A 25,212-nucleotide genomic window follows, 5' to 3' on the forward strand; every position below is an offset into this window, starting at 1 on the left:
TTTCTCATGTGTTCTGCCGGACAGCGGTTCAGGCGGCGCGCAGTGCCTTGGGCAGATCGGCCACGGAACGGTCCACCAGGGCGGCATCGGCCTGGGCGTCGAACTTCGCCGCGATGACCTCCTGCGCGGCATGGGTGGCGACCTCGGCGGCGGTGCGGCGCACCTCCGCCACGGCGCTCGCCTCGGCGGCCGCGATGCGGTCCAGGGCCATGCGCTCGCTGCGCCTGGCGCTGGCCTCGGCCTCCTCGGCGGCCTTCTTCGCGAGGCGCTCGGCCTCGGCCTTGGCGCGGGCGATCATCTGCTCGGCCTCGGCGGCGGCGGCGGTGCGGTCGGCCTCGGCCTGCTGGCGCAGCGCCTCCGCCTCCGCCCGCAGGCGCCCGGCCTCCTCCAGCTCCATCCGCACGGCCTTGGCACGGGCGTCGAGCATGCCGGCGAGGCGCTGCCACATCAGGCGGCCGGTCAGCACGACGAAGAGGATGAAGGCGACGCCGACCCAGAATTTCGGGTCGAGCCAGAAATGCTCGTAGTGGTGTGCCATCAGGCCTGTCCTCGCGCCGCGATCTGACGGTCAACGGCCTGCGCGACGGCCGCCTGGTCCTTGATGCCGGAAAGGGTCTCGACCAGAGCCGTGGCGGCATCGGTCGCGACCTCCCGCAGCGCGCCCATGGCGGCGTCGCGGGCCTGCCCGATGCGCGTCTCGGCGGCGGCGATCTGCTCCTGCAGCCGGGCGTTCAGCGCCTCGGCCCGCTTGGCGGCCTCGGCATTGGCGGCGGCCACGGCGGCGTTGATGCTTTCCTGCGCCTGGGCACGGGCCTGCCGGGTCGCGGCCAGATGCGCGGCATTGGCCTCGTCGGCCTCGGTCTTGGCGGCGCGCGCGGCCTCCAGGTCGGCACCGATGCGCTGGCGCCGGTTGGCCAGGACCTCGCCCACCGGCGGCAGCAGCCACTGGTAGCTGATCAGCACGAAGAGGCCGAAGATGACGAAGAGCCAGACGACCTGCGCCGTGGTCAGCGGGTTGGCGAAGTCGAGCTGCGGCATGCCGCCCTTGCCCTCGGCCTGAGCCTGGGCGTCGTGATAGTCGGCGCGGTCCTGGGCGGAGCCGATGGCATGCGCGCGGTCGGTGTCGGAAAGCGGGGCACCCGTCGTCTGCGGCAACTGGCTAGGCAGCGCGACCGTGCCGGAGGGGGTGGAATGGGGCGCGGCGGGCGCGGAGGGAACCTGTGCGACGGCGAGCACCGGCAGGAGAACCAGCGCCGCGGCCAGCGCGGTCGTCTTGCGGCGGATCATCACGGCTCCTGAAGGAACCGGTGCCGCGGGGATGCGCCCCGCGGCACCAGGGGGTGTCAGGTGAACAGGATCAGGAAGGCGATCAGCAGGGCGAAGAGCGCCACGGCTTCCGTCAGGGCGAAGCCCAGGATGCCGATCGGGAAGACGGTGTCGCGGGCGCCGGGGTTGCGGGCCACGCTGCTGATCAGCGAGGAGAAGATGTTGCCGATGCCGAGGCCGACGCCGAAGAGGGCGATGACCGCGAGGCCGGCGCCAAGGGCCTTGAAGGCGCCGAGGTAGGCGACAGGATCGTTCATCGAGAAGTTCTCTTTCCTTGTCTCAAGGGGAAGAAGGGAGACGCGCTGTCTTTATTAGTGCAGGTGCACCGCGTCGTGGAGATAGATGCTGGTCAGGATCGCGAAGACATAGGCCTGCAGGAAAGCGACCAGCACCTCGAAGCCGATCAGCGCGACGTTGACCGCCATCGGCAGCAGCGCACCGAGGAAGCCCAGCGCACCAAAGGAGCCGATCAGCACCACGAAGGTGGCGAAGACCTTCAGCATCACGTGCCCCGCGACCATGTTCGCGAAGAGACGGATGGAGAGGCTGATCGGGCGGGACAGGTAGGAGACGATCTCGACCGGGATGATGATCGGCGCCAGCCAGAGCGGCGCGCCCTCGGGGAAGAAGTAGCCGAAGAACTTCCTGCCGTGCAGGACCAGGGCGACGATCGTCGTCGTCAGGAACACCAGCACCGCGAGGCCGAAGGTCACCGCGATATGGCTGGTATAGGTGAAGGCATAGGGGAACAGGCCCAGCATGTTCCCGAACAGGATGAACATGAACAGGGCGAAGACGAAGGGGAAGTAGCGGCGCCCCTCCTGCCCGACCTGCCCGATCACCAGCCCTTCCACGAATTCGTAGAAGATCTCGGCCAGGGCCTGGAGGCGGCCCGGCACCACGGCGCGGCGGCGCATGCCGAAGATCATCAGGGCCGAGACCAGACCGACCGCGAGCAGCATGTGGGCGGTGGACTGGGTGAAACCAACAGCGCGGCCGACAGGCCCCAGGACGGGAATGAGCTCGAACTGGCTCAGCGCGTCGATCGTCTTGCCTTCAGTCGCCAAGGCCCTACCCTCAATTCAACGGTCGCGCTCACGCCCCGGGGAAAGAACACGGTACAGGTTCAGTACCCCGGCAGCGCCGCCCACGAGGAAGAAAACCAGCAGGAACCAGGGGGCGGTGCCGAACCAACGGTCCAGCGCCATGCCGATCACGGTGCCCACGACCAGGGCCGAGACCAGCTCGGCACCGATCCGCAAGCCAAGACCCCAAACGCCCGCGGGCAAGCCTCCCTTCCCCTTGCCAGGGTCCGGTTCCAGGCCCTGCTGGGCCCGAGCTTTCCGCAAGCGCTCGTCGAAGTCGCCGTGCTTACCCACCCTCGCTCCTTGCGGGCCAAAACCCCCGGAAGGCAATGGGCTCGTAAGGAACCGTTCACACGGTGTCAAGCTGAGACGAACCCGCCGGACTGCCGCTCCCACAAGCGCGCGTAGGCTCCGCCATGCGCCAATAATTGCGCATGCGTGCCCATCTCCACGATGCGCCCGCGCTCCAGCACCACCAGCCGGTCCAGCCGCGCGATGGTGGAGAGCCGGTGCGCGATGGCGATCACGGTCTTGCCCCGCATCAGATGCTCCAACTGCTCCTGGATCGCGGCCTCCACCTCCGAATCGAGCGCGCTCGTCGCCTCGTCCAGCACCAGGATCGGAGCATCCTTCAGCAGCACGCGGGCGATGGCGATGCGCTGCCGCTGCCCGCCGGACAGCTTCACGCCCCGCTCCCCGACATGGGCCTCGTAGCCGGTGCGGCCACGCCAGTCCTCCAGCCCCCGGATGAAGCCGTCCGCCTGGGCCTGCCGCGCCGCTTCCTCGACCGCCGCGTCATCCGCATCCGGGCGGCCATAGCGGATGTTGTCGCCGACGGAGCGGTGCAGCAGCGCGGTGTCCTGCGTCACCACGCCGATGGCCGCGCGCAGCGACTCGGCTGTCACCGCGGTAATGTCCTGTCCATCAATCAGGATGCGGCCGGAATCCGGCTCGAAGAAACGCAGCAGCAGGTTGATCGCGGTGGTCTTGCCGGCGCCGGAATGGCCGATCAGCCCGATCCGCTCGCCCGGCGCGATGGTCAGGTCGAAGCCGTCCAGCACCGCCTGCCCCTCCCGCCCATAGCCGAAGCGGACCTTCTCGAACCGCACCTCGCCGCGCGTGACCACCAGATCCCTCGCCCCCGGCGGGTCCGGCGCGGTGGGCGGCACGGCGATGGAGCCCATTCCCTCCTGCACCACACCGATATTCTCGAAGATCGAGGAGACGTTGAAGGCGACCCAGCCGGAGATGTTCACGATCTGCCAGGCCATGGGCAGCGCCGTGGCCACCACGCCGAGCCCGATCTCCCCCCGCGACCAGAGCCAGATCGACAGCGCCGCCATCCCCGTCATCAGCAGCGCGTTGAGCGTGGAGAGCAGCAGCCCGTTGATCGTCACCATGCGGGTCTGGCGCTGGAACCGCTCGGTGAGCTGGTTCAGCCCCTCCCCCACGAAATCATCCTCATCCCGCGCCCGGGCGAAGAGCTTCACGGTCAGGATGTTGGTATAGCTGTCCACCACCCGCCCGGTGAGCAGCGAGCGCGCCTCCGAGGCCCGCCGCGCCCGTTCCCGCAGCCTCGGCACGATGAGGCGGAGCTGGACCACGTAGAGGCAGAACCAGAGCAGCACCGGCAGGGCCAGGCGCCAGTCGGCCGAGACCAGCCAGAGCACCGCCCCGCTGGCATAGACCAGGATGTACCAGACGGCATTGACGCCGGAGACGATGCTTTCCCGCAGCGCCGGCCCCGCCTGCATCACCCGTGTGGCGATGCGGCCGGAGAAATCCTCCTGGAAGAAGGCCCAGCCCTGGCGCACCACGTGCCAGTGCGCCTGCCAGCGGATCATCCCGGTGAAGCCCGGCACCACCGCCTGCTGCACCACGAGGTTCTGCATCAGGATCGAGGCCGGCCGCACCAGCAGCATCACCAGCGCCATGCCGAGCAGCGGCCCCCCGGCCTCGGCGAAGAGCCGCTCCGGCGGATGCGCCTGCAGCAGCGAGACCACGCGGCCGATGAAGATCGGGATCAGCGCATCCAGCAGCGCCACCCACATGCCCATCACGAACAGCAGCAGGAAGACCAGCTTCGCCTGCCGGGCATAGTGCCAGTAGAACCCCAGCAGCGATCGCGGCGGTGCCCCGTCCGGCACCGGCACGCCCAGAAAGCGCGCGGCCCTCTCCCCCGGATTCGCGGCCGGGTTCACCAGGTTTTCGAAGAAGCGGAACATCGCGGGAACAGGACGCCCGTGCGGGGAGTCGGGTCAACGCACAACGCGTTCATGTTCGGGGGGCGCACATCATGGCTGCCCCCGGGAGAGAGGCGCTGCCTCTCCCCCGGAACCCCCACTCCGCCAGGACCCTGCGGGCCCTGGACCCCGGGAGTTGCCCCAGGCGGTTGTCGTCAGCCCTGCGGCTGCATCCCGAAGCGCGGCGGACATGGGGTACCAGAAAGGAGAAAACACCCTGTCCGCGCCGGTGGCACCCGCAGCCGCCGGAGAGCCATGCTCTCCGGCGTGATCCGGCCGCATCGGCACCAGCGAGTGGGAGGTCCAGGAACCTCAGGTTCCTGGCGGATAGGGGGCTGGGGAAAGGCAGCGCCTTTCCCCAGGGCCACGGGAGCAACGCCCCTCAGGCCGTCGCCTGGGCCACCATCTCCACCGCCCGCGACAGATCCACGCTGAGCAGGCGGGATACGCCACGCTCCTGCATGGTGACGCCGTAGAGCCGGTGCATGCGGGCCATGGTCAGCGGGTGGTGGGTGACCACCAGGAAGCGGGTGCCCCCTTCCGCCATCGCCTCCAGCAGCCCGCAAAGGCGTTCCACATTGGCATCGTCGAGAGGGGCGTCCACCTCGTCCAGCACGCAGACCGGGGCGGGCTGGCACCGGAACACGGCGAAGATCAGGGAGAGCGCCGTCAGCGCCTGCTCTCCGCCCGAAAGCAGCGACAGGGCGGCCAGCCGCTTGCCCGGCGGCTCGGCGAAGAGCTCCAGCCCGGCCTCCAGGATGTCCTCCGACCCGACCAGCGCCAGATGCGCCCGCCCGCCCCCGAAGAGCCGGGTGAAGAGTGCCTGGAATTCCGCGTTCACCCTGTCGAAGACGGCGCGCAGCCGCTCCCGCGCCTCGCGGTTCAGATGGCCGACCGAGCCGCGCAGCTTGTTGATCGCGGTGGCGATGCTGTCGCGCTCGGCATCCAGCCCGGCGAGGCGCGCCTCGATCTCCGCCACCTCGCCCTCGGCGCGCAGGTTGACCGGCCCCATCTCCTCGCGCTCCCGCGCCAGGCGCTCGGCCTTGCGGCGGGCGCGCTCCTCGGCCGCCTCGGACAGATCCTCCGGCGCTCCGGGCAGCACCGCCTCCGGCCCCAGCCGCTCGGCGATGCGGGCCATCAGGGCGCGGGCGGCGTCCTCGGCCCGCTGCACGGCGGCATCGGCGGCGAGGCGCGCCTCGCGGGCGGCGGCATGGGTGGCCTCGGCGCGGTGCCGGGCCTCCGCCGTGTCGCGCACCGCCTGTTCCGCCCCGGCCAGGATGCGGGCTGCCTCGGCATGGGCGGATTCGGCCTCGGCCAGGATGCGGGCGGAGGCCTCGCGGCGGGAACCGGCGGCGTCCGGCGCCTCGGCGGCCTCGCGGCACAGGCGGCGGGCCTCCTCGGCGCGGCGTTCCAGCTCGGCCAGATGCGCGGCGGCCTCGGTGCCTCGGGCCACCCAGCCGGCACGCTCGGCGGCAAGGGCCTCGCGCCGGGCGGCGATCCGCGCGGCCTCGGCGCGCAGCGCGGCCACAGCCTCGCGCAGCCGGGCCTCCGTGTCGCGCGCGCCGGCCAGCGCGGCGCGGGTGGCTTCCAGCGCGGCGCGGGCGGTCTCCACGGGCACCTCGCCGGCGCGCCCCGCGATCTCCAGCGCCGCCTGCGCCTCGGCCTGCTCGGCCAGGGCACGCTCGATCTCCGGCAACAGCGCGGCGAGGCGGCTTTCCGCCCGCGCCGCATCGGCGGCCAGCCGGTCGCGCGCCGTGCGGGCGGCATCGAGGCTCAGCCCGGCCTCGCGCCGCGCGGCACGGGCCTGCGCCTCGGCGGTACCGGCCTCGGCCTCGGCGGTGCGGGCGGCGTCGCGGGCCCGGGCGGCCTCGCCGGCATCCGGCAGGGCGGCGAGCGCCTCCCCTGCCGCCGACAGAGCGACCTGCGCGACCTCCAGCTCGGCGGCGGCCTGTTCCAGCCGCGGTGCCAGCGCGGCCTCGCGCCCGGCCACAGCGGCGGCCTCGGCGGCAAGGCGGGATTCCTCGGTGCGTGCCCTGGCCAGTCGGGATTCGGCGGCGCGGCGCGCCTCGCGGCTGGCATTCTCGCGGGCGATCGCCTCGCGCTCCGCTGCCTCGGCCCCGCTCCGCGCCTCCCGCGCCCCGGCCGCCCGTTCCTGGGCGGCGGCGAGGTCGGATTTCAGCGCACGCAGCCGGTTGCGGCGTTGGAGGCGGATCGCGGCGGCGCTCGGGGCCCCGGCGCGGACCGTATAGCCATCCCAGCGCCAGAGCCCGCCCTCGGCGGAGACCAGGATCTGCCCGGGGGCCAGCGCGGATTGCAGCGCCGCCCCATCCGCTCCCTCCGGCAGCAGCCCGACCTGGGAGAGCGCGCGGCGCAACGGGGCCGGGGCCTCCATCAGCCGGTCGAAGCCCCGCACCCCGTCCGGCAGCGGCCCGGCACCCGGCAGCGGCGGCAGTTCGCGCCAGTGGCGCGGCGCCTCGGAACCGGCGGCGGCCTCCAGCGCCTCGCCCAGCGCGGCGCCCAGCGCCACCTCCAGTCCCGGCGGCACGGTGGTCGCGTCCAGCAGCGGCGCATCACCCTTGCCCGCATCGGCGCGCAGCAGCGCCTCCAGCCCCTGCGCCTCGGCGGCGAGGAGGGCCTGCCCGGCTTCCGCCTCGCTGGCGGCCTCCCGGGCGCGGGCCAGGGCGGCACGGGCAGCCTCGCGGGCGGTCTCGGCCTCGCGCGCCGCCTCGGTGGTGGCGGCATGGGCGGCCTCGGCCTCGGCAAGCTCCCGCCGCGCGGCTTCCAGCACTCCATCCGGCAGGCGGGCGGCCGCGATCCGTGCCTGTTCGGCGGCGAGCTGCTCCGAATCCTTCCGTGCCCGGTCCAGGCGGGCGGCGGCGGAATCGCGGTCGCCCGTGGCGCGTTGCAGGGCGGCGGCGGCGGAATCGGCGCGCAGCCGGGCGGCCGCATGGGCTTCCTGCGCCGCGACGCGGGCGGTCTCGGCGGCCTCCAGCGCGGCATCGGCGGCGGCCCGTGCCGCCTCGGCCTCGGCGAGCCTCGTCTCCGCGGCGGGCAGCGCCTCGGGCGGCGGGATGGCTGCCTCGGCCTCGCCGCGTTCGGATTCCAGCCGCGCCAGCGCCCCGGCGGCGCGGTTGGCGCGGGCCTCGGCGGCCTCGCGGGCGGCGCGGCGATGCGCCTCGTCCGCCGCCGCCGCCGATGCCTCCTCGGCGGCGCGCTCGGCGGCGCGGCTGGCCTCGTCCAGCGCGGTGCGGGCCGCCTGGGCCTCCGCCTCGGCCTCGGCCAGCCGGGCAGGCATCGCTTCGGCCTCGGCCGCGAGCCCGGCCTCCTCACCGCCCAGCCGGGCCAGCGCCTCGTCGGCGGCGCGGGCGGCGATGGCGGCGCGTTCCAGATCCTCCTGCACCTGCCGCAGCCGCGCCTCGGCGGCTTCCAGCGCAGCGCGGGCACGGGCCTCCTCGGCGGAAAGCCCCTCGGCCTCCACCCGGCGGCGCTCCAGCAGCGTGCGGGCCAGGACCTCGGCCTCGCGCGGCGCGGGCAGGGCGTTGGTGGCGGTATGGGCGGCCACGGCGGCGCGCGCCGCCTCCGCCTCGGCCGCCTGCAAGGCCGCCTGGGCCTGGGCGCGCCGGGTGCGGGCCTCGTGCAGCCCGGCCTCGCCGCGCCCGGCCAGGATGGCGAGCCATTCGGCCTCCGCCTCCCGCGTCAGGCCGGACAGGTTGCGGTAGCGGGCCGCCTGCTTCGCCTGCTTGCGCAGCCCCTCGCGCTGGCGCTCCAACTGGGCGCGCAGGTCCTCGGCGCGGGACAGGTTTCCTTCCGCCTGCCGCAGCTTCAGCTCCGCCTCGTGGCGCCGGGCGCGCAGCCCGGCGATGCCGGCGGCCTCCTCCAGCACCTGGCGGCGATCCTCCGGCTTGGCGCCGATCAGCGCGGCGACCTTGCCCTGGCTGACCATGCCGGAGGCGCGGGAGCCGGTGCCGAGATCGGCGAACATCGTCGCCACGTCGCGCCCGCGCACCTCGCGCCCGTTGATGCGATAGCCCGTGCCCTCGCCGCGCTCGATGCGGCGGACGATCTCCAGCTCCGTTACCTCGGCATTCGGCGGCGGAGCAAGGCCGGCGGCATCCTCCAGCCAGAGCGCGACCTCGGCATGGGAACGGGCGGCACGGGTGCTGGTGCCGGCGAAGACCACGTCGTCCATCCCGGCGCCGCGCATGGCCCGGGCATTGGACTCGCCCATGGCCCAGCGCAGCGCCTCCACGACATTGGACTTGCCGCAGCCGTTCGGGCCGACGATCCCGGTCAGGCCGGGCAGGACCTCGACCGTCTGCGCCTCGGCGAAGGATTTGAAGCCGGCGATGCGCAGGCGGGTGAGCGTGGCGGAGCGCAGGCCGCGCTCCGTGGTCCCGCTGTCCCGGGAAGAGGCGCGGGCGGTGCCGCCCTCCTCCCCGTCACCCCCTTCATCGCCGGGCAGGTCGCGCGGCGGAATGGAGTCCATCTAGAAAACGATCCTCAAGCGATCCTCTGCCAATCCTTGCCCCCTCGGTGTGTCAGCCGGGCGTGGCCTGCTTCACCAGTTCGGCGAAGCGCTCGAAGGGGATCTCGCCCGGCACGGACTTGCCGTTGAAGACGAAGGTCGGCGTGCTGTTGACGTTGAACTCGTTCTCGCCCTGCTGCCGCATCTCCATGATGGCGCGCTGCAGGTTCCGGTCGTTCACGGCGGCGTCGAAATCGGCGCGCGACATGCCGGCCAGCGCGGCGATCTTCGCCACCTCGCCCAGATTGTCGATGCCGCGCGCGAAGGCCCAGCGGTCCTGGTTGGCGAAGAGGGCGCTGACGAAGCCCTCGTAGCGGTCCACCGGCAGGGCGCGGGCGGCGCAGGCCGCCGCCAGGGCGAGCTGGTCCAGAGGGAAGTCGCGCCACACCATGCGGGCCTTGCCGGGCTCCACCAGGCCGGACTTCACCTTCGGCCAGACCTCGTTGTGGAAGCGGGCGCAATGCGGGCAGGTGAGGGAGAAGTACTCCAGTACCGTCACCGGGGCATCGGGCTTGCCCGCACCGCGCTCGGCCATGCGGGGGTCCGGTGCAGCCGGGGCCGGGGCGGCGGGAGTCTGGGTCGGTGTCTGGGCTGATGTCTGGGCCTGGGCCGGGCGGAGCGCCAGCAGGGCCGGGGCGCCGAGGGCGGTGGCCGCGAGCATGCCGCGTCGGGAAATCGTCATGATGGATCGCTCCGCTTGCCGTCAGCGCTTCCGATAAACGCCCTGGGCCATTCTTTCCAGCGCCGCCCGGAGATCCGGATCCTGCACCCCGGCCAGGCGCTCGGCCAGATCCCCCGGCAGGGTGGCAGGGTCGCGCGGGGCGGCGGGGCGGGCCGCCCGGCCCGCCGGGGCCTGCTGCACGAAGCGCAGCGCCTCCACGGCGATGCTGCCCAGGCTGGTATTGATGCGGGCCATGAGCTGCGGGCCGAGATGCTGCAGCTCCATGGCCATGGGGCCGGAACAGGCGATGGTCAGCGTGCCGCGCGTGAGGCGCAGCGGCTGCGTCACGGCGGCGAGCTGCGGGCCGACGATGGCCGCCCAGTCCGAGATCAGGCTGGCCCCGGCGGGGCTGCGGCGGCGGAAGACCGGGCGGGTGATGGGCGGCAGGACGATTCCCAGGGGGCGCAGCCCGGCCTCCGGCCGGCGCGGCGCGAAGGGGCGGGCCGCCGGCCCGGCACCCCGCTGGGGCACCTCCCCCCGGGCCACCTCTCCCCGGGGAACGGCGGCGCGCACCGGGGCCGCGCCCGGTTCCGCCTTTCCGGCTCCCAGCCCCGGTCCCTGCCCCGTTCCCTGGCCTGTTCCCTGGCCCACACCCTGCGAGCGGCGTCCCGTGCCCGGCCGGGCGGCCGGCTTCGCCCCATCGGGGCTTGATCGGCGGCCTGTCCCGCCCTCCTTTGCCACCCGATGCATCCCCCTGCCCCCGACATCCTCGACTGGTACGATCGCCACCGGCGCAGCCTGCCCTGGCGTGGCGAGCGCGATCCATACCGCATCTGGCTCTCGGAGGTGATGCTGCAGCAGACCACCGTGGCCGCGGTCGGCCCGCGCTACGCCCGTTTCCTCGCCCGCTTCCCCGATGTCGAGGCCCTGGCGGCGGCGCCCTGGGAGGCCGTGGCGGCGGAATGGGCCGGGCTCGGCTACTATGCCCGGGCGCGCAACCTGCATGCCGCCGCCCAGGCCGTGGCGGCGCGCGGCGGCTTTCCGGAAACCGAATCCGGCCTGCGGGCCCTGCCCGGCATCGGCGCCTATACCTCGGCCGCCGTCGCCGCCATCGCCTTCGGCCGCCCCACCGTGCCGGTGGACGGCAATGTGGAGCGGGTGGTGGCCCGGCTCTTTGACATCCGTGATCCGCTGCCGGCCGCGCGGCCCCGCCTCGCCCAACTGGCCCGCGCCTTCATGGAACAGCCCGCGGCCCGGGCCCGGCCGGGGGATTTCGCCCAGGCGCTGTTCGACCTCGGCGCCACGATCTGCACCCCGCGCCGCCCGGCCTGCGCCCTGTGTCCCTGGCGCGGCCACTGCGCCGCCCAGGCCGCCGGGGTGCAGGACAACCTGCCGGTCAAGGCGCCGAAACCAGTGCGGGGGCTGCGCCACGGCATGCATTTCCTGCTGCGCGACGGCAGTGGCCGGCTGCTGCTGCGGCATCGCCCGCCGCAGGGGCTGCTGGGCGGCATGCCCGAGATCCCCGGCACGCCCTGGCGCGAGGGCGCGGCCTGGAGCGAGGCGGAGGCCCTGGCCCATGCGCCGCTCCCCGCCGAATGGCGCCTGCTGCCCGGCGTGGCCCGGCACGGCTTCACTCATCTGGAGCTGGAGATGCGGCTGCTGACCGCCCTCCTGCCGGACGGCGCGGCGGTCCCGGAGGGCTTCTTCTGGCTCGGCGAGGCCGAGGCGAGGGGTGCCCTGCCCACCGCCATGGGCCGGCTGCTGGCCCTGGCCATCCCGGATGGGATGACCCCCATGGCACAGGTCGCGGCACCGGCCGGCACCGGCCTGCTTGCGGGCGAGGCCCCGGCCATGGCACCCAGGGCCACCCCGGCCCGGGGGCGCCCACGCGGCGCCCCCGGTTCCGGGCCTCCGAAACGCCGGACGAAACCATGAACGCTCTTCTGACTCAGGCCCGGTCGCGCGGCGGCCTTCTCTCCTTCGCCCGCTTCCTGGGCCTTGCCCTGATCGGCTCGGGCATCCTGGCCGCCTCGGCGCAGGTCACCGTGCCGATGTGGCCGGTGCCGGCGACGCTGCAATCCCTCGCGGTGCTGCTGCTCGGCGCCCTCGGCGGCTCCCGCCTCGGCGCCGCCAGCGTCGCGCTCTACCTGGCCGAGGGCGCGATGGGCCTGCCGGTCTTCGCCGGCGGCGCCACCGGCCTCACCGCCTTCGCCGGGCCGACCGCCGGCTACCTGCTGGGCTTCCTGCCCGCCGCCTGGATCGCCGGGCAGGCCTCCGGCTCCTGGCTGCGCGGCGCCCTGGTGCTGACCGTGGCGCATCTCGCGCTCTTCGTGCCGGGCGTCGCCTGGCTGGCCGGTTTCGCCGGCTGGGAGAAGGCGCTGATGGCCGGCTTCGTGCTGTTCATCCCCGGCACGCTGGTGAAGACCGGCCTCGCCTTCGCGGCGCTGCGCCTCGCCCGCCGCTGAGCCTTCGCGGCCGAAAGGGCGCCGGGCAGGGAGATGTTGCCCGGCGCCCCATACGGACCGGATGTGGGCCCGTCCACATCCGGCCGGGCCGCGTTCCCGGGGAGGGGCGCGCGGCCTGCCGCCCCGGGGGGCGGAGTTCTTCCCCCCGGGGCGATCCTGCTTCGCCGGCATGGCCGCTGGGGCGGCCACCCGGCGCGTCATCCCGGGGGCCCTCAGCCCGGCAGGCGCTCCCGCACCAGTGCCATCAGCCCGCCCACATCCGGGACCTGCGCCGCCGCCTCGGGCGGGATCTCGATGCCGAAGGCGTCCTCCAGGTCCATCAGCAGATTCACATGCGCGACCGAATCCCAGCCGGGCACGTCGGCGGCGGTCAGCCCCTCGTGGAAGGCGCCGCGGAAGCCCGGGAAGGCCTGACGCAGCACCGTCTCGAAACGCGCGGCCAACCCGGCCTCCACGGTTTCCGCCATCACCGAGCCCCTTTCATGGCGCCGCCTGTCCGCCGGCCTGCAGGAAGGCCGCACGGTTGAGAGCGCGGCTGATCTTGCCGCTGGTGGTCTTGCGCAGGGTGCCGGGAGGCAGGCGGCCGACATGCACCGGATTGACGGCGAAGCGTTCGGCCAGCAGGGCACGCACCGCGCGTTCGGTGGCCTGGATCGCGGCCCCGTCCTCCGGCTCGCCTTCCGCCGCCTCGTAGAGCACCACGATCTGGTCGCTGCCGACGCGCTCGTCGGGAATGGAGAAGACCACCGCGCGGCCCGGCTTGATGGCCGGCACGGCGGCCAGCGCCGCCTCCAGGTCCGGCGCCACCAGGTTGCGGCCGCGATAGATCAGCACATCGTCCAGCCGCCCCAGCACATAGAGCTCTCCGTCATGGAGGAAGCCGAGGTCGCGCGTGCGCAGCCAGCCATCGACGAAGCGCTCCCCGCTCAGCGCCGGCTCGCCGAGATAGCCGTCGAAGAGGCAATCGGAGCGGAGCAGGATCTCACCCAGATCGCCGCCGGGATCCCCGGCCGGGAGGAAGCGCAGCATGCAGCCCTCGATCGGCCTGCCGCTGGACACCAGTTCCACCGCGTCCGGCATGCCGGGCAGGACGGGCACGACATGCCCCGCATCGAGCGCCGCGCGGTCCAGCAGCAGGCGCGCCGGGCCGGCGGGGTGGGACACCCCATGCTCCCGTGGCGGGCGCAGCAGGCTCTGCGTCACGGCGAAGACGTTCTCGGCCAGGGCGTAGCAGGTGTGCAGCGCCTCCGGCGCCAGGCCATGCGCGGCGAAGGCATCGAGGAACCGGTCCATCGAGGCCGCGCGGCAGACCTCCGAGCAGTTGATCACCGCGCGCAGGCCCGACAGGTCCAGCGCCGCGCCGCGCAGCCGCCGCGCCGCGCCTGCCAGATGGTCGAAGGCGAAGTTCGGCAGCCAGAGCAGCGTGGCGCGTTCCGCCTCCGCGAGGCGCAGGACCGAAAGCGGGTCGGCCAGCCATTCCAAGGGATCGAGCGCCAGCACCGGCATGGCCGCGACGAAGGGCAGCACGGTGCAGGCGATCAGCCCCATGTCGTGATAGAGCGGCAGCCAGCTCACCACCTTGTCGCCCGGCTGCAGATCCAGCGCCGCGCCATAGGCATCGGCCTGCCGCACCAGCGCGTCATAGCCGAGCATCACGCCCTTCTTGAGCCCGGTCGTGCCGGAGGAATGCTGCAGCAGCGCCAGGTCGCCCGCCACCGGCTCCGGCACGGGCCGCCGCGCCGTGGGATCATCCAGCGCCGAGAGCGCGCCGAAATCCAGCGCCGGCACGCCGGTCTCGCCCAGCGCCCCGATCGCCTCGCCGAGGCCGCAGACCAGCCCCGGCCGGATGCGCGCCACCAGCGCGCGATGCGCCTCGCGCCAATGGGCGGTGTCCTGCTTCGCGGTGGGCGGCGGCATCACCGAAGGCACGGCGCCCAGGAACTGCGCCGCGAAGAAGCTGGCGAACAGGTCGGCACGCGTGTCGGAGAAGATCAGCACCACCTGCCCCGGCCGCAGCCCGGCGCGGCGCAGCGCCACCATCCGCGCGGCGATGCGCCGGCCCAGCTCGGCGGCGCTCAGGGCCTCCGTCCCGGAAGCTCGGTGGAGCAGCAGCGCCGTTTCCTCCGGACTTTCGTCCAGCGCCAGCAGGAAGCCGGCGAAGTAGCGGGCCCGCGGCGTGTCCGCCACCAGAGGCTGGCCGAGGGACATGGCCGGTTGCGCGCCCTTCATGTGAAATACGGCCGCCAGCGGATGTAATCCACGATGTAGTCGCGGAAGCTCAGCGCGCTGGCATTCACCAGCACCCGTTCCGCCGGATCGTGCCAGCGCAGGCCGAAATGCCGCGCCACCAGTGGGTTGACCGGGATCTGCGCGAAGTGCTGGCCGCGATAGCTCTCCGTCAGCCCCTGGATCTCGGCCTGGGCCTGTGCGGCGTCGATCTCCAGCAGCCCCGCCGAGGCTTCCAGCATCTGCCGCAGGATCTCCCGCAGCAAAGGGGCGGCGATGTGCATGTAGTCGTGGAACAGGCGCTCCTCGCGGAAGCGTCCGGCGACGAAGGGCGCCAGGGCGATGTCGCTGTCCTTGTCCCGCGCCTCCGCGCGCGCCAGGTCGAAGCCGAGGCGGCGGTCGAGGCGCGGCAGCTCCGTGGCGCAACGCTCCAGATACAGGTCGAAGAGCGCATCGTCCGGCAGCGCGATCGCCTCGCCGTCCACGGACAGCATCATGGCGATGCGGTCGCCCAGGCGGTAGCGCTCGCCTTCCGGATAGGCCCCATCCTCCGGCCCGCCCTTGCGCGGGTCCAGCGCCTCGAAGGGCCAGAGCGCGGTGATGTTCTGCGGCGGGAAGCGCAGCACCGGCGTGCCCTCCGGCATGCGCCCGCGCAGCGCGGCGCGCTCCTCGACGAAGGCGTTGTCGAAGACCTGCTCCCACAGCAGCGCCGGAGCGTCGCGGAAATCGGGATAGCTGTCCCATCCCGCCTCCGCCCGGTCGAGCGTGTGGTAGCCGACATGGATCACGTCGAAGCGTTCGGCGAGGCTGGGGATGCGCCCCAGCACCTCCGCCATCTCCTGCCCCTGGCAGTTCGCCCCGATCACCAGGCGCGCGCGGGCCTCGCTCATCCTGCCCTCCCCTTCGCCCGCCTCAGCGTGCCCATGGCTGCCACCGGATGTAGCGGAGCATGTATTCCCGGAAGGTCCAGCGGTTGCCGAACCAGGCGAAGCGCGTGTCGCCATCGCACCAGTCGAGGCCGAGGCGCCGCGCCACCTCGGGATGCAGCGGCGTCTGATGCGTGCAGGACAGGCCGAGCCAGCCGCGGCTCGCCTGCCGGTATTCCTCCAGCGCCGCCTCGCGCGCCGATGCGTCCAGCAGCGAGGTCCGGCGCAGCAGCGCCTCGGTCACGAAATGGAAGGGCGCGCCGGCCGGATCGTTCGGCGTGTTGAACAGTGGCGCGCGGCGCATCATCGCCCGCATCTCCGCCGCGACGCGGATCTCGCAGTCCGTCTCGGCCTGTTCCCAGGCGGAGAAGCCGGAGGCCGCCCAGTCGCCGGCGATGTCCAGCGCCTCACAGGAGACGGCGAGGTAGCGGCGGTACAGATCGCCATCCGTCAGCCCCGGCGCCTCCGCCGCGAGGCCGGCGGCGATCCGGTCGGTGTAGAGCGCGCCGCCATAGCGCCCGCCGGGCCAGAGCCGTTCCGGCCGGTTGCGCGGATCGGGTGCCAGCAGCGGCCAGTGCAGATGCCCCCGCAGCACCGGGAAGCGAAGCCGTTCGGCCAGCCTGCCCGCCTCCCCGGCCCCCTGCCCGGAAGCCTGGGACCAGAGGGCCACCGGCCCCTCCTCCCCTGCCTCGGCCAGGATGGAGGCGAGATCATCCCCCTCCCCGACATGGCGCAGGGCCAGCCGCCCCGAAAGGCTCCGCAGGCGGCCGAGGTTGCGGGCGATCTGCCGCGCCTGGTGGTTGCCGGCGATGAGCAGGGTGATGGCGGCGTGCGTGCCCTCCGCCGGGCCGAGGGCGGCGACGCCCGGCACTGGGGAAAGGCGCAGCGTCTGCCAGGCGAAGGCCAGCCGGCGCGTATCGCCCGAGGGCGGCTGCCCGGGCCGCGAGGGCGGGCGGGATGCGTCGGGCTGCTCGAAGACGAGGTCGTTGGCGGCATCCGCCCGCAGCAGTTCGGACGGCAGGTCCAGCGTGAAGCTGCCGGTGGCCTGCGCGACGATCTCGGGCAGGACCGTACCGTTCAGGACCGGCCGCAGCCGCTGCACGCGGTGGCCGCTCTCGTGGTTCAGCGCGGGAAAGCCCCGTGCCTCCAGCCGCAGCGGCACGCCAGGGCGCAGGGGGAGGAGTTCCGGGGGGAGTTCCAGGCGGCAGCGATCGTCCATGCTCCAGACGATCTCGGGTTCCTGATGCGACCAGCCTTCCCGGCGGAACAGGTGGCTGTTCCCATCCGCCCCGAAATAGATCAGCAGCACCTGCGCCGCCATGCACCAACCCCCGGTGAACCGTTAACAATATCTACCAGGGGTTGCGTTACCGCAAGAAATTGCACTGCAACAGGGTGCCTTGCCGGCCGGCGCCCGTTTTTGTTCAGAAGGTGTCGTGAATGCCCGCCCAGCGGTTGGCCGGCCCGGAATGGAGCAGGCCGCGAAAGGGGAGCAGGGCCGGACGGAGGCCGGGGCGGCCCTCAGACCTGCCCGGCGAGTTCGGCGCGGAACTCGTCCAGCAGGCGCAGCGAGCCATCGCGGCGCTCCACATGCCAGAAGAGCCAGCCGTTGCAGGTCGGCGCCTCCTGCACCTCGGCACCGACCTTGTGGATGGAGCCCAGCGACTTGCCGCAGCGGAGCGTGCCATCCGCCCCGACCTCGGCCCGCCAGCGGCGGTGACGGTCCACGAGGCGCGAGCCCGGCGGCACGAGGCCACGCTCCACCAGCGTGCCGAAGGGGATGCGCGGCTGCTCGCGCCGGGCCGGCAAGCTCAGCGCCAGGCTTTCCGGCAGCGGCTCCACCGCCTCGATGCGCGCCCGCGCCGCCTCGGCATAGGCTTCGTCGCGCTCGATGCCGATGAAGCGGCGGCCGAGGCGCCGCGCCACCGCCGCCGTGGTGCCACTGCCCATGAAGGGATCGAGCACCACCTCGCCCGGCGCGGTGCAGCTCAGGATCACCCGGTGCAGCAGCGCCTCCGGCTTCTGCGTCGGGTGCAGTTTCTTGCCCTTCTCGTCGCGCAGGCGCTCATTGCCCGTGCAGAGCGGGATCAGCCAGTCCGAGCGCATCTGCACGTCGTCGTTCAGCGCCTTCATGGCGGCGTAGTTGAACTTGTAGCGGCTTTCCGGCCCGCGCGAGGCCCAGATCAGCGTCTCATGCGCATTGGTGAAGCGGCGGCCGCGGAAGTTCGGCATCGGGTTCGACTTGCGCCACACCACGTCGTTCAGGATCCAGTAGCCGAGATCCTGCAAGGCCGTGCCGAGGCGGAAGACGTTGTGATAGGCGCCGATCACCCAGATCGTGCCGTCCTTGCGCAGCACGCGGCGGCATTCGGTCAGCCAGGCGCGGGTGAAGGAGTCATAGGCCGGGAAGCCGTCGAACCGGTCCCAGGCGTCGTCCACCCCATCCACCAGCCCGCCCTCGGGGCGCACGAGATCGCCCTTGAGCTGCAGGTTGTACGGAGGGTCCGCGAAGATCGCATGCACCGAGGCCGGCGGCAGTTGACGCAGCATGTCGAGGCAGTCGCCGACCATGACCTGGTCGAGCGGAAGGTCCAGCCCGGTGCCCACAGCAATCCCCCTCTGTCGAGTCGGCAAAGTGCTGAAGCCGAGTCGCCCCGTCAAGCGAGGGCGACTCACACGGCAACTCGCGTCAGCCGCGAACCTCGTGCGACGCCGTTGTCAACGGGATCAAAGGCCGAACAGGGCCCTGGCGATGTCATGGCCTTCCGGATCGGTGGCGGCGCCACGCGGCGGCATCTCCCGATTCTGCGCGGCGGTACCAGTAGCCAGCATTGCCGAGATCGCCCTCGATCCGGTGCAGCCAGGCATGGACCCAGGCGGCCTCGCGCCCCGGCTCGTCCTGCACCAGCGCATGCGCGGCCTCCCACTCCCCGCGCAGCCCGTGCCACACCGCCCGCAACGCCGGCGACACGCCCTCCGGCGCCGCATCCGCCGCCAGCATCTCCTCCATCGTCATGCCTCCGCTCCTGCTGCCGCTGCGTGATCGGGCCGGGGCCAGAGGGGCGGAGCCCCTCTGGCCCCGGCCCGATCACGCAGCCGGCTCCAGCAGCAGGAGGGCCTGATCGACGGGGGCGAAGCCACGGCGGTGCTGGGGGCAAGGGCCGAGGCGGGCCAGGGCTTCGCGGTGGGTGGGGGTGGGGTAGCCTGCGTGCCGGGCGAAGCCGTAGCCGGGGTGGCGGGCGTCGAAGCGCACCATGGCGCGGTCGCGCAGCACCTTCGCCACGATCGAGGCGGCGGCGATGGAGAAGGAGAGGCCGTCCCCGCCGATCACGCAGCGCGTGGCGCAGGGCAAGGCGTGGGGCGCGCGGGGCGCCATGTTGCCGTCGATCAGCGCGAGGTCGGGCACGGGGCCCAGGCGGCGCACGGCACGCAGCATGGCGAGATGGGTGGCGCGCAGGATGTTGAGCGCGCCGATCTCCGCCGCCGTGGCGGCGCCCCAGCCAACCCGGGCCCGGCCGGCGCGCGCGGCCTCGCGCAGCGCGGCGAAGGCGGCCTCGCGCCGCGCGGCGTTGAGCTTCTTGCTGTCGTCGAGGAGGCGCGCGAGGGCCGGCGGCGGCTCTGCCGTGAAGATCACCGCACCGGCCAGGACGGGCCCCGCCAGCGGGCCGCGCCCGGCCTCGTCCACGCCGGCGACACGTCCGCCGGCGGCCAGTTCCAGGCTGTAGTCGGGCATCAGATCGAACGCGTCTCCCAGACATCCTGCGCATGCAGCAGGCCCGGCGCGCCATCCCGCAGGAAACGCGCCGCCGCCGCATCGCCCAGCAGGGTGGCACGCAGGAAGGCCGTGGCAAGCCCCGCTGTGCGGGTGTGATAGGTCGGGTCGCTCCAGCGCGCCCCGGCCCCGGGCTCGTCGGCGAAGGAGGCATGCACCGCGCCGTTCAGCACCGCCAGCGCGCCGGGATTGCGCGCCGCCTCGAAGGGCTCGCGCCGCTGCGCCGCGCGCACGCCCTCGATCCAGCCATCGTCGTTGCTGCCGGTGACATGCAGCATGGGCGCGACGAAGCCGGCATAGGCCAGGCGCGGGGGCAGGCCCTGCGCGGGGATGGGCGACAGCGCGATGCCCGCCTTCAGCCGCGGATCGGGCAGGTCCAGCCCCCGGTCGCCACCCGGCAGGCGCTGGCCCAGCATGGCCTGCACCGTCCAGGCGCCGAAGGAATGCCCGGCGATGGCGAGGCGGCGCGGATCGGCCTGAGGTGGCAGGCTGTCGAGCGCGAAGCGGACATCGCGCAGCCGGTCCAGCGCCACGTTCACGTCGGAGGCCGCCGCCGCCAGGGCCATGCGGTCCCCGCCATGGCGCCAGAGGCTGTCATCGCTGCCCGGATGCTGCAGGTGGATGGCCAGGAAGCCCGCCCGCGCCAGGGCGCTGCCCAGATAGGCGAGGCCATGCCGGGAGCCGCCCAGCCCATGGCTGAGCAGGACCGTGGGAAAGGGCGCCTGCCCTGCCGGGATGCGCAGCAGCACGGGGATCTCGCGGTCGCGCGCGGGGTCCCGCCAGCGGGCTTCGCTTTCCACGGGTGGGGGCGGGGCAGCCTCGCCTCCGGATGGCCGCAGCAATGGCGCGGCCGCCAGTACGCCAAGCAGCGCGCGCCGCCCGCCCGCCATGGGAGCCCGGGAAGAGTGTCGTCGCTGCGCCATGCCGTGAACACCGCCACGCGGCCCACGCCGCGCTCCTGAGGATGGGGGATAGGCCGGGCGGGGCACGGGCCGGACCGGCCCGCCTTGAACCCCTCATCTGGGGGCGGATGGTGGGATCGTCCAGCAAGCCCGGCGTGATGGCAGCGCGATACACCCCACACCTTTAACATAAAAACAGCTATTCATACGTTGACTATAAAACGGCACCTCGCTATCGCCCCCTTCTCCGCAGGGAGAAGCCCATGTCCCCCGCCATCCGCCTCGCTCTCGGCAGCATCCTGGTCGGCCTCGTGGTGCTGGGCCTGAAATTCGCCGCCTGGTGGATCACGGGCAGCGTCGCGCTTTATTCCGACGCGCTGGAAAGCATCATCAACGTCGCCACGGCCGGCACGATGACCCTGGCCCTGTGGATCAGCCAGCGTCCCGCCGATGCCGGGCATCCCTATGGCCATGGCAAGGCGGAATACTTCTCCGCCGTGCTGGAAGGCGTGCTGATCGTCCTCGCCGCGCTTTCCATCCTGCGGGAGGCCTGGCTCGGCTTCCTGTCGCCCACACCGGTCGCGGCACCGCTGATCGGCATGGTCATCAACGCCGCCGCCACGGTGCTGAACGGCGTCTGGGCCATGGTCCTGCTCCGCGCCGGGCGGGCCCGGCAATCCCCCGCCCTGCTGGCGGATGCGAAGCACCTCCTCACCGACGTCTTCACCTCCGGCGGCGTGCTGCTGGGCTTCGCCCTGGTGCCGCTGACCGGCTGGCCCTGGCTCGACCCCGCCCTGGCCGCGCTGGTGGCGCTGAACATCCTCTGGAGCGGCGCCGGGGTGGTGCGGAACTCCGTCGGCGGGCTGATGGATGCGGCGCCGGACAGGGGGGTGATGCAGCGGCTGCGCGAGACCATCTCGCGGAACGCCGATGGGGCGCTGGAGGCGCACGAGTTGCGCGCGCACCGTGTCGGCGGCCGGCTTTTCCTCGAATGCCACCTCGTCCTGCCGGGCGACATGCCGCTTCGGGAGGCGCATGCGATCTGCAATCGCGTCGAGGAAGCCCTGCGGCGGGAGGTGGGGGATATCGTGGTGACCATCCATCCGGAGCCGGAGGAGGAAGCGCAGCGGCAGGGCGTGCTGGTGCTCTGACGCCACCCTCCCGCGAATTCAGAAGCGCAGTCGCCCCGCCGCGCGCAGGCAGAGCAGCAGCGCCGAGACATGCATGGCCTGCTGCATGACGCCCTCATCCAGCCGCGCCAGCACCTCCCGCCAGGGATGCAGCTCCACGGTGATGTCCTCGCCCGGCTCCAGATGAGGCTCGGCGACCTTCCGCGCATCCAGCGCCAGGACGCAGTGGCTCCGGTTGCGGTGGGAGGCCGGGTTGGGCGAGAGGCTGGAAACGAGGCGCAGCGAGGAGGCCGCGTAGCCCGTTTCCTCCAGCATCTCGCGCGCCCCGGCGGGCAAGGGGTCCGCCTCGCCCGGGTCCATGCCGCCGGCCGGGAGTTCCAGGCAGAACGCCCGCGCCCCGTGGCGGTACTGGCGGATCAGCACCAGATCGTCCGCCGGGGTGAGCGCGACCACATGCACCCAGTCGGGATATTCGAAGGTGTAGTAGGGATCGAGCAGGTTGCCCCGCGCGTCCTCCACCGCCTCCGCATTCACATGGATCCAGCGATCCCGCAGGACGGTGCGGGATCGCTGCACCGTCCAGGGCTTCTGCGTCACTCGGCGGCGATGCGCATGTCCTGCGCATAGGCTTCGAGCGGCGCGCAGGTACAGGCGAGGTTGCGGTCGCCATACACGTTGTCCACGCGCTTGACCGGCGGCCAGTACTTGCGGCCGGCGACCCAGGGCGCCGGATAGGCGGCCTGCTGGCGGGAATAGCCATGCGTCCACTCCGCGGCCGTCACCTCCTCCGCGGTATGGGGCGCGTTCTTCAGCGGGTTGTCGGCCCGGTCGAGACGCCCTTCCGCCACCTCGGCGATCTCCGCGCGGATGGCGACCATCGCCTCCACGAAGCGGTCGAGCTCCGCCTTCGGCTCGCTCTCGGTGGGCTCCACCATCAGCGTGCCGGTGACGGGCCAGGACATGGTCGGCGCGTGGAAGCCGAAATCCTGGAGACGCTTGGCGATGTCCTCCACCGCGATCCCCGCCTCGGCCTGGAAGCCGCGGCAGTCGAGGATGCATTCATGCGCCACCATGCCCTGACGGCCGCGGTAGAGCACCGGGTAATGCTCCTCCAGCCGCTTCGCCACATAGTTGGCCGAGAGGATCGCCACCTGCGTCGCGCGCTTCAGCCCCGCCGCCCCCATCATGCGGATATAGGCATAGGGGATCGGCAGGATGGAGGCAGAGCCGAAGGGCGCGGCCGAGACCGGGCCGAAGCCGGTCTCCGGCCCCGCCTCGGCCAGCAGCGGGTGGTTCGGCAGATGCGGCGCCAGATGCGCCGCCACGCCGATCGGGCCGACGCCCGGCCCGCCGCCGCCATGCGGGATGCAGAAGGTCTTGTGCAGGTTCAGGTGGCAGACATCCGCCCCGATGCTGGCGGGCGAGGTCAGCCCGACCTGCGCGTTCATGTTGGCCCCGTCCATGTAGACCTGGCCGCCATGCCGGTGGATCAGCGCGCAGATCTCGCGGATGCCCTCCTCGAACACGCCATGCGTCGAGGGATAGGTGATCATCAGCGCGGCGAGCTGCGCGGCATGCTCCTCCGCCTTCGCGCGCAGGTCGTCGAGATCGACATTGCCGTCATTGTCGCAGCGCACGACCACGACGCGCATGCCCGCCATCGCCGCCGAGGCCGGGTTGGTGCCATGGGCCGAGGACGGGATCAGGCAGACATTGCGCTGCTGGTCGCCGCGGGCATGGTGCCAGGCACGGATGGCGAGGAGCCCGGCATACTCGCCCTGGCTGCCGGCATTCGGCTGCAGCGACACGGCGGCGAAGCCGGTGACGGTGCAGAGCCAGCTTTCCAGCCGCCGCACCAGCGTCAGATAGCCCGGCACCTGATCCGCCGGGGCGAAGGGATGCACGTTGCTGAAGCCCGGCAGCGTGATCGCCATCATCTCCGCCGTGGCGTTCAGCTTCATCGTGCAGGAACCGAGCGGGATCATGCTGCGGTTCAGCGCGACGTCGCGGTCCTCCAGCGACTTCAGGTAGCGCAGCATGCCATGCTCGCTCCGGTGCGCGGAGAAGACCTCGGCGGTGAGGATCGCGCCCTCGCGCTCCAGCGCGGCGGGAATGCCGCCCGCCGCCTCGATCCCGTCCAGCCCGGAGCCCGGCGCGCCGGCGGCCTCGCGGAGCGCCTCGGCCAGCTTCGCCAGATCGCCGCGCGACACGGTCTCGTCGAGGCTGATGCCGACGCAGCCCGCATCGACGCGGCGCAGGTTGAAGCCGCGCGACAGCGCAGCCCGCATCAGCGCATCCGCCTTCGTGCCCGCCTCGATGGCGATGGTATCGAAGAAGCCCTCATGCCGCAGCGTGAAGCCCGCCCGGACCGCCGCGCCGGCCAGCAGCCGCGCCTGGAGATGCACGCGGTCGGCGATGCGGCGCAGCCCGTCGGCGCCATGCCAGACGGCATAGAGCCCGGCCATCACCGCCAGCAGCACCTGCGCGGTGCAGATGTTCGAGGTCGCCTTCTCGCGCCGGATATGCTGCTCACGCGTCTGGAGCGCGAGGCGCATGGCCGGGCGCCCGGCGGCATCGACGGAAACGCCGACGATGCGGCCCGGCATCAGGCGCTTCAGCCCATCCTTCACCGCCATGAAGGCGGCATGCGGGCCGCCCCAGCCCATCGGCACGCCGAAGCGCTGCGAGGAGCCGATGACGATGTCGGCGCCCATCTCGCCCGGCGGCTTCAGCCGCACCAGGGCCAGCGGGTCCGCCGCGACGATGGCGGTGACGCCGGTATCATTGGCGAGGCGGATCTCCGCCTCCAGCTCCGCGCGCAACTCGCCGGTCGTGCCGGGATAGGAGAAGATCGCGGCGAAGGGCCCCTCGCTGCGGATCGCATCGGCCATCTCGCCGGGCGCGTGCGGGCGGATCTCGATGCCCAGCGGCGCGCCGCGGGTGCGCAGCACGGCCAGCGTCTGCGGGTGCAGGTCGCGCGAAACCAGCATCACGCGCCGGTTGGTGGCGCGCGGTCCCTTCACGGCGGCCAGCGCCATGGCCATCGCCTCCGCCGCCGCCGTGCCCTCGTCGAGCAGGGAGGCATTGGCCACCGGCAGGCCGGTGAGGTCGGCGATCATGGTCTGGAAGTTGACCAGCGCCTCCAGCCGGCCCTGCGCGATCTCCGCCTGGTACGGCGTATAGGCCGTGTACCAGCCGGGATTCTCCAGCACGTTGCGCAGGATCACCGGCGGCACATGCGTGCCGTGATAGCCCATGCCGATCAGCGATTTCACCGCGCTGTTCTGCGCGGCGAGCGCGGCCAGCTCGGCCACCACCTCGGATTCGCCAATGGCGGGCGGCAGCGCGTCGAGCGTATCCCCCAGGATGGCGGCGGGCACGGTGCGCGCGGTCATGGCATCGAGGCTCTCCGCCCCGATCGCCGCGAGCATCGCCGCGATCTCCCCCTCCGAGGGGCCGAGATGACGGCGGACGAAACCGCCCTGGTCCTCCAGGGCGGCAAGCTGTTCGAGGGCGCTCATCACGGCATCAACCAGCGGCGGCCACGGCCTCATAGGCCGCTTCGTCCAGCAGCCCGTCCACCTCGGCGGCGTCCTTCGGCCTGATGCGGAAGAACCAGCCCTCGCCCATCGGGTCGCGGTTCACCAGGCCGGGATCGTCGCTCAGCGCCTCGTTGGCGCCGGTGATGGTGCCGGCCACGGGGGCATAGATGTCGGAGGCGGCCTTCACGCTCTCCACCACCGCGATGGACTCGCCCGCCTCGACCTCGCGCCCCACCTCGGGCAGATCGACGAAGACGATGTCGCCCAGGGCTTCCTGGGCGTGGCCGGTGATGCCGACCACGGCCTCCTCGCCCTGCGGGCGGACCCATTCATGGCTGCTGGTGTAACGGATCTCGGACATCGGGGCTGGCTCCTGCGAAACGGTCCATGGGCCCCGCCCCGTCGGCGG

The 25,212-nt window shown here is 72.8% G+C and carries 23 protein-coding genes; 3 read left to right on the forward strand and 20 right to left on the reverse strand.

Annotation, left to right across the window (positions count from 1 at the left end):
• Positions 1 to 28: 28 nt before the first annotated feature.
• The 9 genes from MVG78_RS19205 to MVG78_RS19245 form a co-directional block, all read right to left on the reverse strand.
• Positions 29 to 538 (reverse strand): F0F1 ATP synthase subunit B, encoded by a 510-nt coding sequence (locus MVG78_RS19205; RefSeq protein ID WP_247555820.1) that lies wholly within the window; start codon positions 536 to 538, stop codon positions 29 to 31.
• The gene (locus MVG78_RS19210; protein ID WP_247555823.1) at positions 538 to 1,287 is read right to left on the reverse strand and encodes a F0F1 ATP synthase subunit B; all 750 of its coding nucleotides are present in this window, start codon (positions 1,285 to 1,287) and stop codon (positions 538 to 540) included. The genes MVG78_RS19205 and MVG78_RS19210 overlap by 1 nt, the downstream gene beginning before the upstream one ends.
• 56 nt (positions 1,288 to 1,343) lie before the next feature.
• The gene (locus tag MVG78_RS19215; RefSeq protein ID WP_019459606.1) at positions 1,344 to 1,583 is read right to left on the reverse strand and encodes an ATP synthase subunit C family protein; all 240 of its coding nucleotides are present in this window, start codon (positions 1,581 to 1,583) and stop codon (positions 1,344 to 1,346) included.
• Between the two features lie 54 nt (positions 1,584 to 1,637).
• A complete protein-coding gene (locus tag MVG78_RS19220) occupies positions 1,638 to 2,393 on the reverse strand; it encodes a F0F1 ATP synthase subunit A (RefSeq protein ID WP_247555842.1) in 756 nt (251 codons plus the stop codon).
• Positions 2,394 to 2,408: 15 nt separating this feature from the next.
• On the reverse strand, positions 2,409 to 2,615 hold the full coding sequence (locus MVG78_RS19225) for an AtpZ/AtpI family protein (RefSeq protein ID WP_247555866.1): 207 nt from the start codon (positions 2,613 to 2,615) through the stop codon (positions 2,409 to 2,411).
• 155 nt (positions 2,616 to 2,770) lie between these two features.
• A complete protein-coding gene (locus MVG78_RS19230; RefSeq protein WP_247555869.1) occupies positions 2,771 to 4,636 on the reverse strand; it encodes an ABC transporter ATP-binding protein in 1,866 nt (621 codons plus the stop codon).
• 400 nt (positions 4,637 to 5,036) lie between these two features.
• Positions 5,037 to 9,140 (reverse strand): chromosome segregation SMC family protein, encoded by a 4,104-nt coding sequence (locus MVG78_RS19235; RefSeq protein ID WP_247555872.1) that lies wholly within the window; start codon positions 9,138 to 9,140, stop codon positions 5,037 to 5,039.
• Positions 9,141 to 9,192: 52 nt separating this feature from the next.
• Positions 9,193 to 9,861, reverse strand: coding sequence for a DsbA family protein (locus MVG78_RS19240; protein WP_247555875.1), 669 nt, complete (start codon positions 9,859 to 9,861; stop codon positions 9,193 to 9,195).
• A gap of 21 nt (positions 9,862 to 9,882) precedes the next feature.
• Positions 9,883 to 10,371 carry a DUF721 domain-containing protein gene (locus tag MVG78_RS19245; protein ID WP_247555894.1) on the reverse strand — a complete coding sequence of 163 codons (489 nt, stop codon included), beginning with the start codon at positions 10,369 to 10,371 and terminating at the stop codon, positions 9,883 to 9,885.
• A 213-nt stretch (positions 10,372 to 10,584) separates the two neighbouring features.
• Here MVG78_RS19245 and MVG78_RS19250 point away from each other — a divergent pair, with 213 nt between their 5' ends.
• Together MVG78_RS19250 and MVG78_RS19255 are read left to right on the forward strand one after the other, a co-directional pair.
• On the forward strand, positions 10,585 to 11,775 hold the full coding sequence (locus MVG78_RS19250; RefSeq protein ID WP_247555897.1) for an A/G-specific adenine glycosylase: 1,191 nt from the start codon (positions 10,585 to 10,587) through the stop codon (positions 11,773 to 11,775).
• A complete protein-coding gene (locus MVG78_RS19255; protein WP_247555915.1) occupies positions 11,772 to 12,305 on the forward strand; it encodes a biotin transporter BioY in 534 nt (177 codons plus the stop codon). Before MVG78_RS19250 ends, MVG78_RS19255 begins: the two co-directional genes overlap by 4 nt.
• A 212-nt stretch (positions 12,306 to 12,517) precedes the next feature.
• Here MVG78_RS19255 and MVG78_RS19260 read toward each other — a convergent pair whose 3' ends face one another.
• The 8 genes from MVG78_RS19260 to MVG78_RS19295 all read right to left on the reverse strand — a co-directional run bounded on the left by MVG78_RS19260 (position 12,518) and on the right by MVG78_RS19295 (position 20,029).
• Entirely contained in the window at positions 12,518 to 12,772 is a 255-nt protein-coding gene (locus MVG78_RS19260; protein ID WP_247555918.1) for an acyl carrier protein, read from the reverse strand.
• 13 nt (positions 12,773 to 12,785) lie between these two features.
• A complete protein-coding gene (locus MVG78_RS19265) occupies positions 12,786 to 14,417 on the reverse strand; it encodes an AMP-binding protein (protein ID WP_428480827.1) in 1,632 nt (543 codons plus the stop codon).
• Between the two features lie 113 nt (positions 14,418 to 14,530).
• Positions 14,531 to 15,421: a WcbI family polysaccharide biosynthesis putative acetyltransferase gene (locus tag MVG78_RS19270; protein WP_247555958.1), complete on the reverse strand. Its 891-nt coding sequence runs from the start codon at positions 15,419 to 15,421 to the stop codon at positions 14,531 to 14,533.
• A gap of 22 nt (positions 15,422 to 15,443) precedes the next feature.
• Positions 15,444 to 16,778: a hypothetical protein gene (locus MVG78_RS19275; RefSeq protein ID WP_247555961.1), complete on the reverse strand. Its 1,335-nt coding sequence runs from the start codon at positions 16,776 to 16,778 to the stop codon at positions 15,444 to 15,446.
• A 200-nt stretch (positions 16,779 to 16,978) separates the two neighbouring features.
• Positions 16,979 to 18,064, reverse strand: a complete 1,086-nt coding sequence (locus MVG78_RS19280) for a site-specific DNA-methyltransferase (RefSeq protein ID WP_282615029.1) — start codon at positions 18,062 to 18,064, stop codon at positions 16,979 to 16,981.
• A gap of 148 nt (positions 18,065 to 18,212) precedes the next feature.
• On the reverse strand, positions 18,213 to 18,473 hold the full coding sequence (locus MVG78_RS19285) for a hypothetical protein (RefSeq protein WP_247555963.1): 261 nt from the start codon (positions 18,471 to 18,473) through the stop codon (positions 18,213 to 18,215).
• Positions 18,474 to 18,545: 72 nt separating this feature from the next.
• A complete protein-coding gene (locus MVG78_RS19290; protein WP_247555966.1) occupies positions 18,546 to 19,190 on the reverse strand; it encodes a ribonuclease HII in 645 nt (214 codons plus the stop codon).
• Positions 19,190 to 20,029 carry an alpha/beta hydrolase family protein gene (locus MVG78_RS19295; RefSeq protein WP_247556027.1) on the reverse strand — a complete coding sequence of 280 codons (840 nt, stop codon included), beginning with the start codon at positions 20,027 to 20,029 and terminating at the stop codon, positions 19,190 to 19,192. The genes MVG78_RS19290 and MVG78_RS19295 overlap by 1 nt, the downstream gene beginning before the upstream one ends.
• Positions 20,030 to 20,394: 365 nt before the next feature.
• Between MVG78_RS19295 and MVG78_RS19300 the strand changes: the two genes are divergently transcribed.
• Positions 20,395 to 21,282, forward strand: a complete 888-nt coding sequence (locus MVG78_RS19300; RefSeq protein ID WP_247556030.1) for a cation diffusion facilitator family transporter — start codon at positions 20,395 to 20,397, stop codon at positions 21,280 to 21,282.
• A gap of 18 nt (positions 21,283 to 21,300) precedes the next feature.
• Here MVG78_RS19300 and MVG78_RS19305 read toward each other — a convergent pair whose 3' ends face one another.
• From MVG78_RS19305 to gcvH, 3 genes are read right to left on the reverse strand one after another with little or no spacing between them, the layout of a single operon-like run.
• Entirely contained in the window at positions 21,301 to 21,837 is a 537-nt protein-coding gene (locus MVG78_RS19305; protein ID WP_247556033.1) for an NUDIX hydrolase, read from the reverse strand.
• Between the two features lie 17 nt (positions 21,838 to 21,854).
• A complete protein-coding gene (gene gcvP, locus MVG78_RS19310; protein ID WP_247556053.1) occupies positions 21,855 to 24,782 on the reverse strand; it encodes an aminomethyl-transferring glycine dehydrogenase in 2,928 nt (975 codons plus the stop codon).
• 7 nt (positions 24,783 to 24,789) lie between these two features.
• Positions 24,790 to 25,164: a glycine cleavage system protein GcvH gene (gene gcvH / locus MVG78_RS19315; RefSeq protein ID WP_247556072.1), complete on the reverse strand. Its 375-nt coding sequence runs from the start codon at positions 25,162 to 25,164 to the stop codon at positions 24,790 to 24,792.
• Positions 25,165 to 25,212: the final 48 nt, after the last annotated feature.

Source organism: Roseomonas gilardii subsp. gilardii (assembly GCF_023078375.1).
In the GTDB taxonomy this organism is placed as follows: Bacteria; Pseudomonadota; Alphaproteobacteria; order Acetobacterales; family Acetobacteraceae; genus Roseomonas; species Roseomonas gilardii.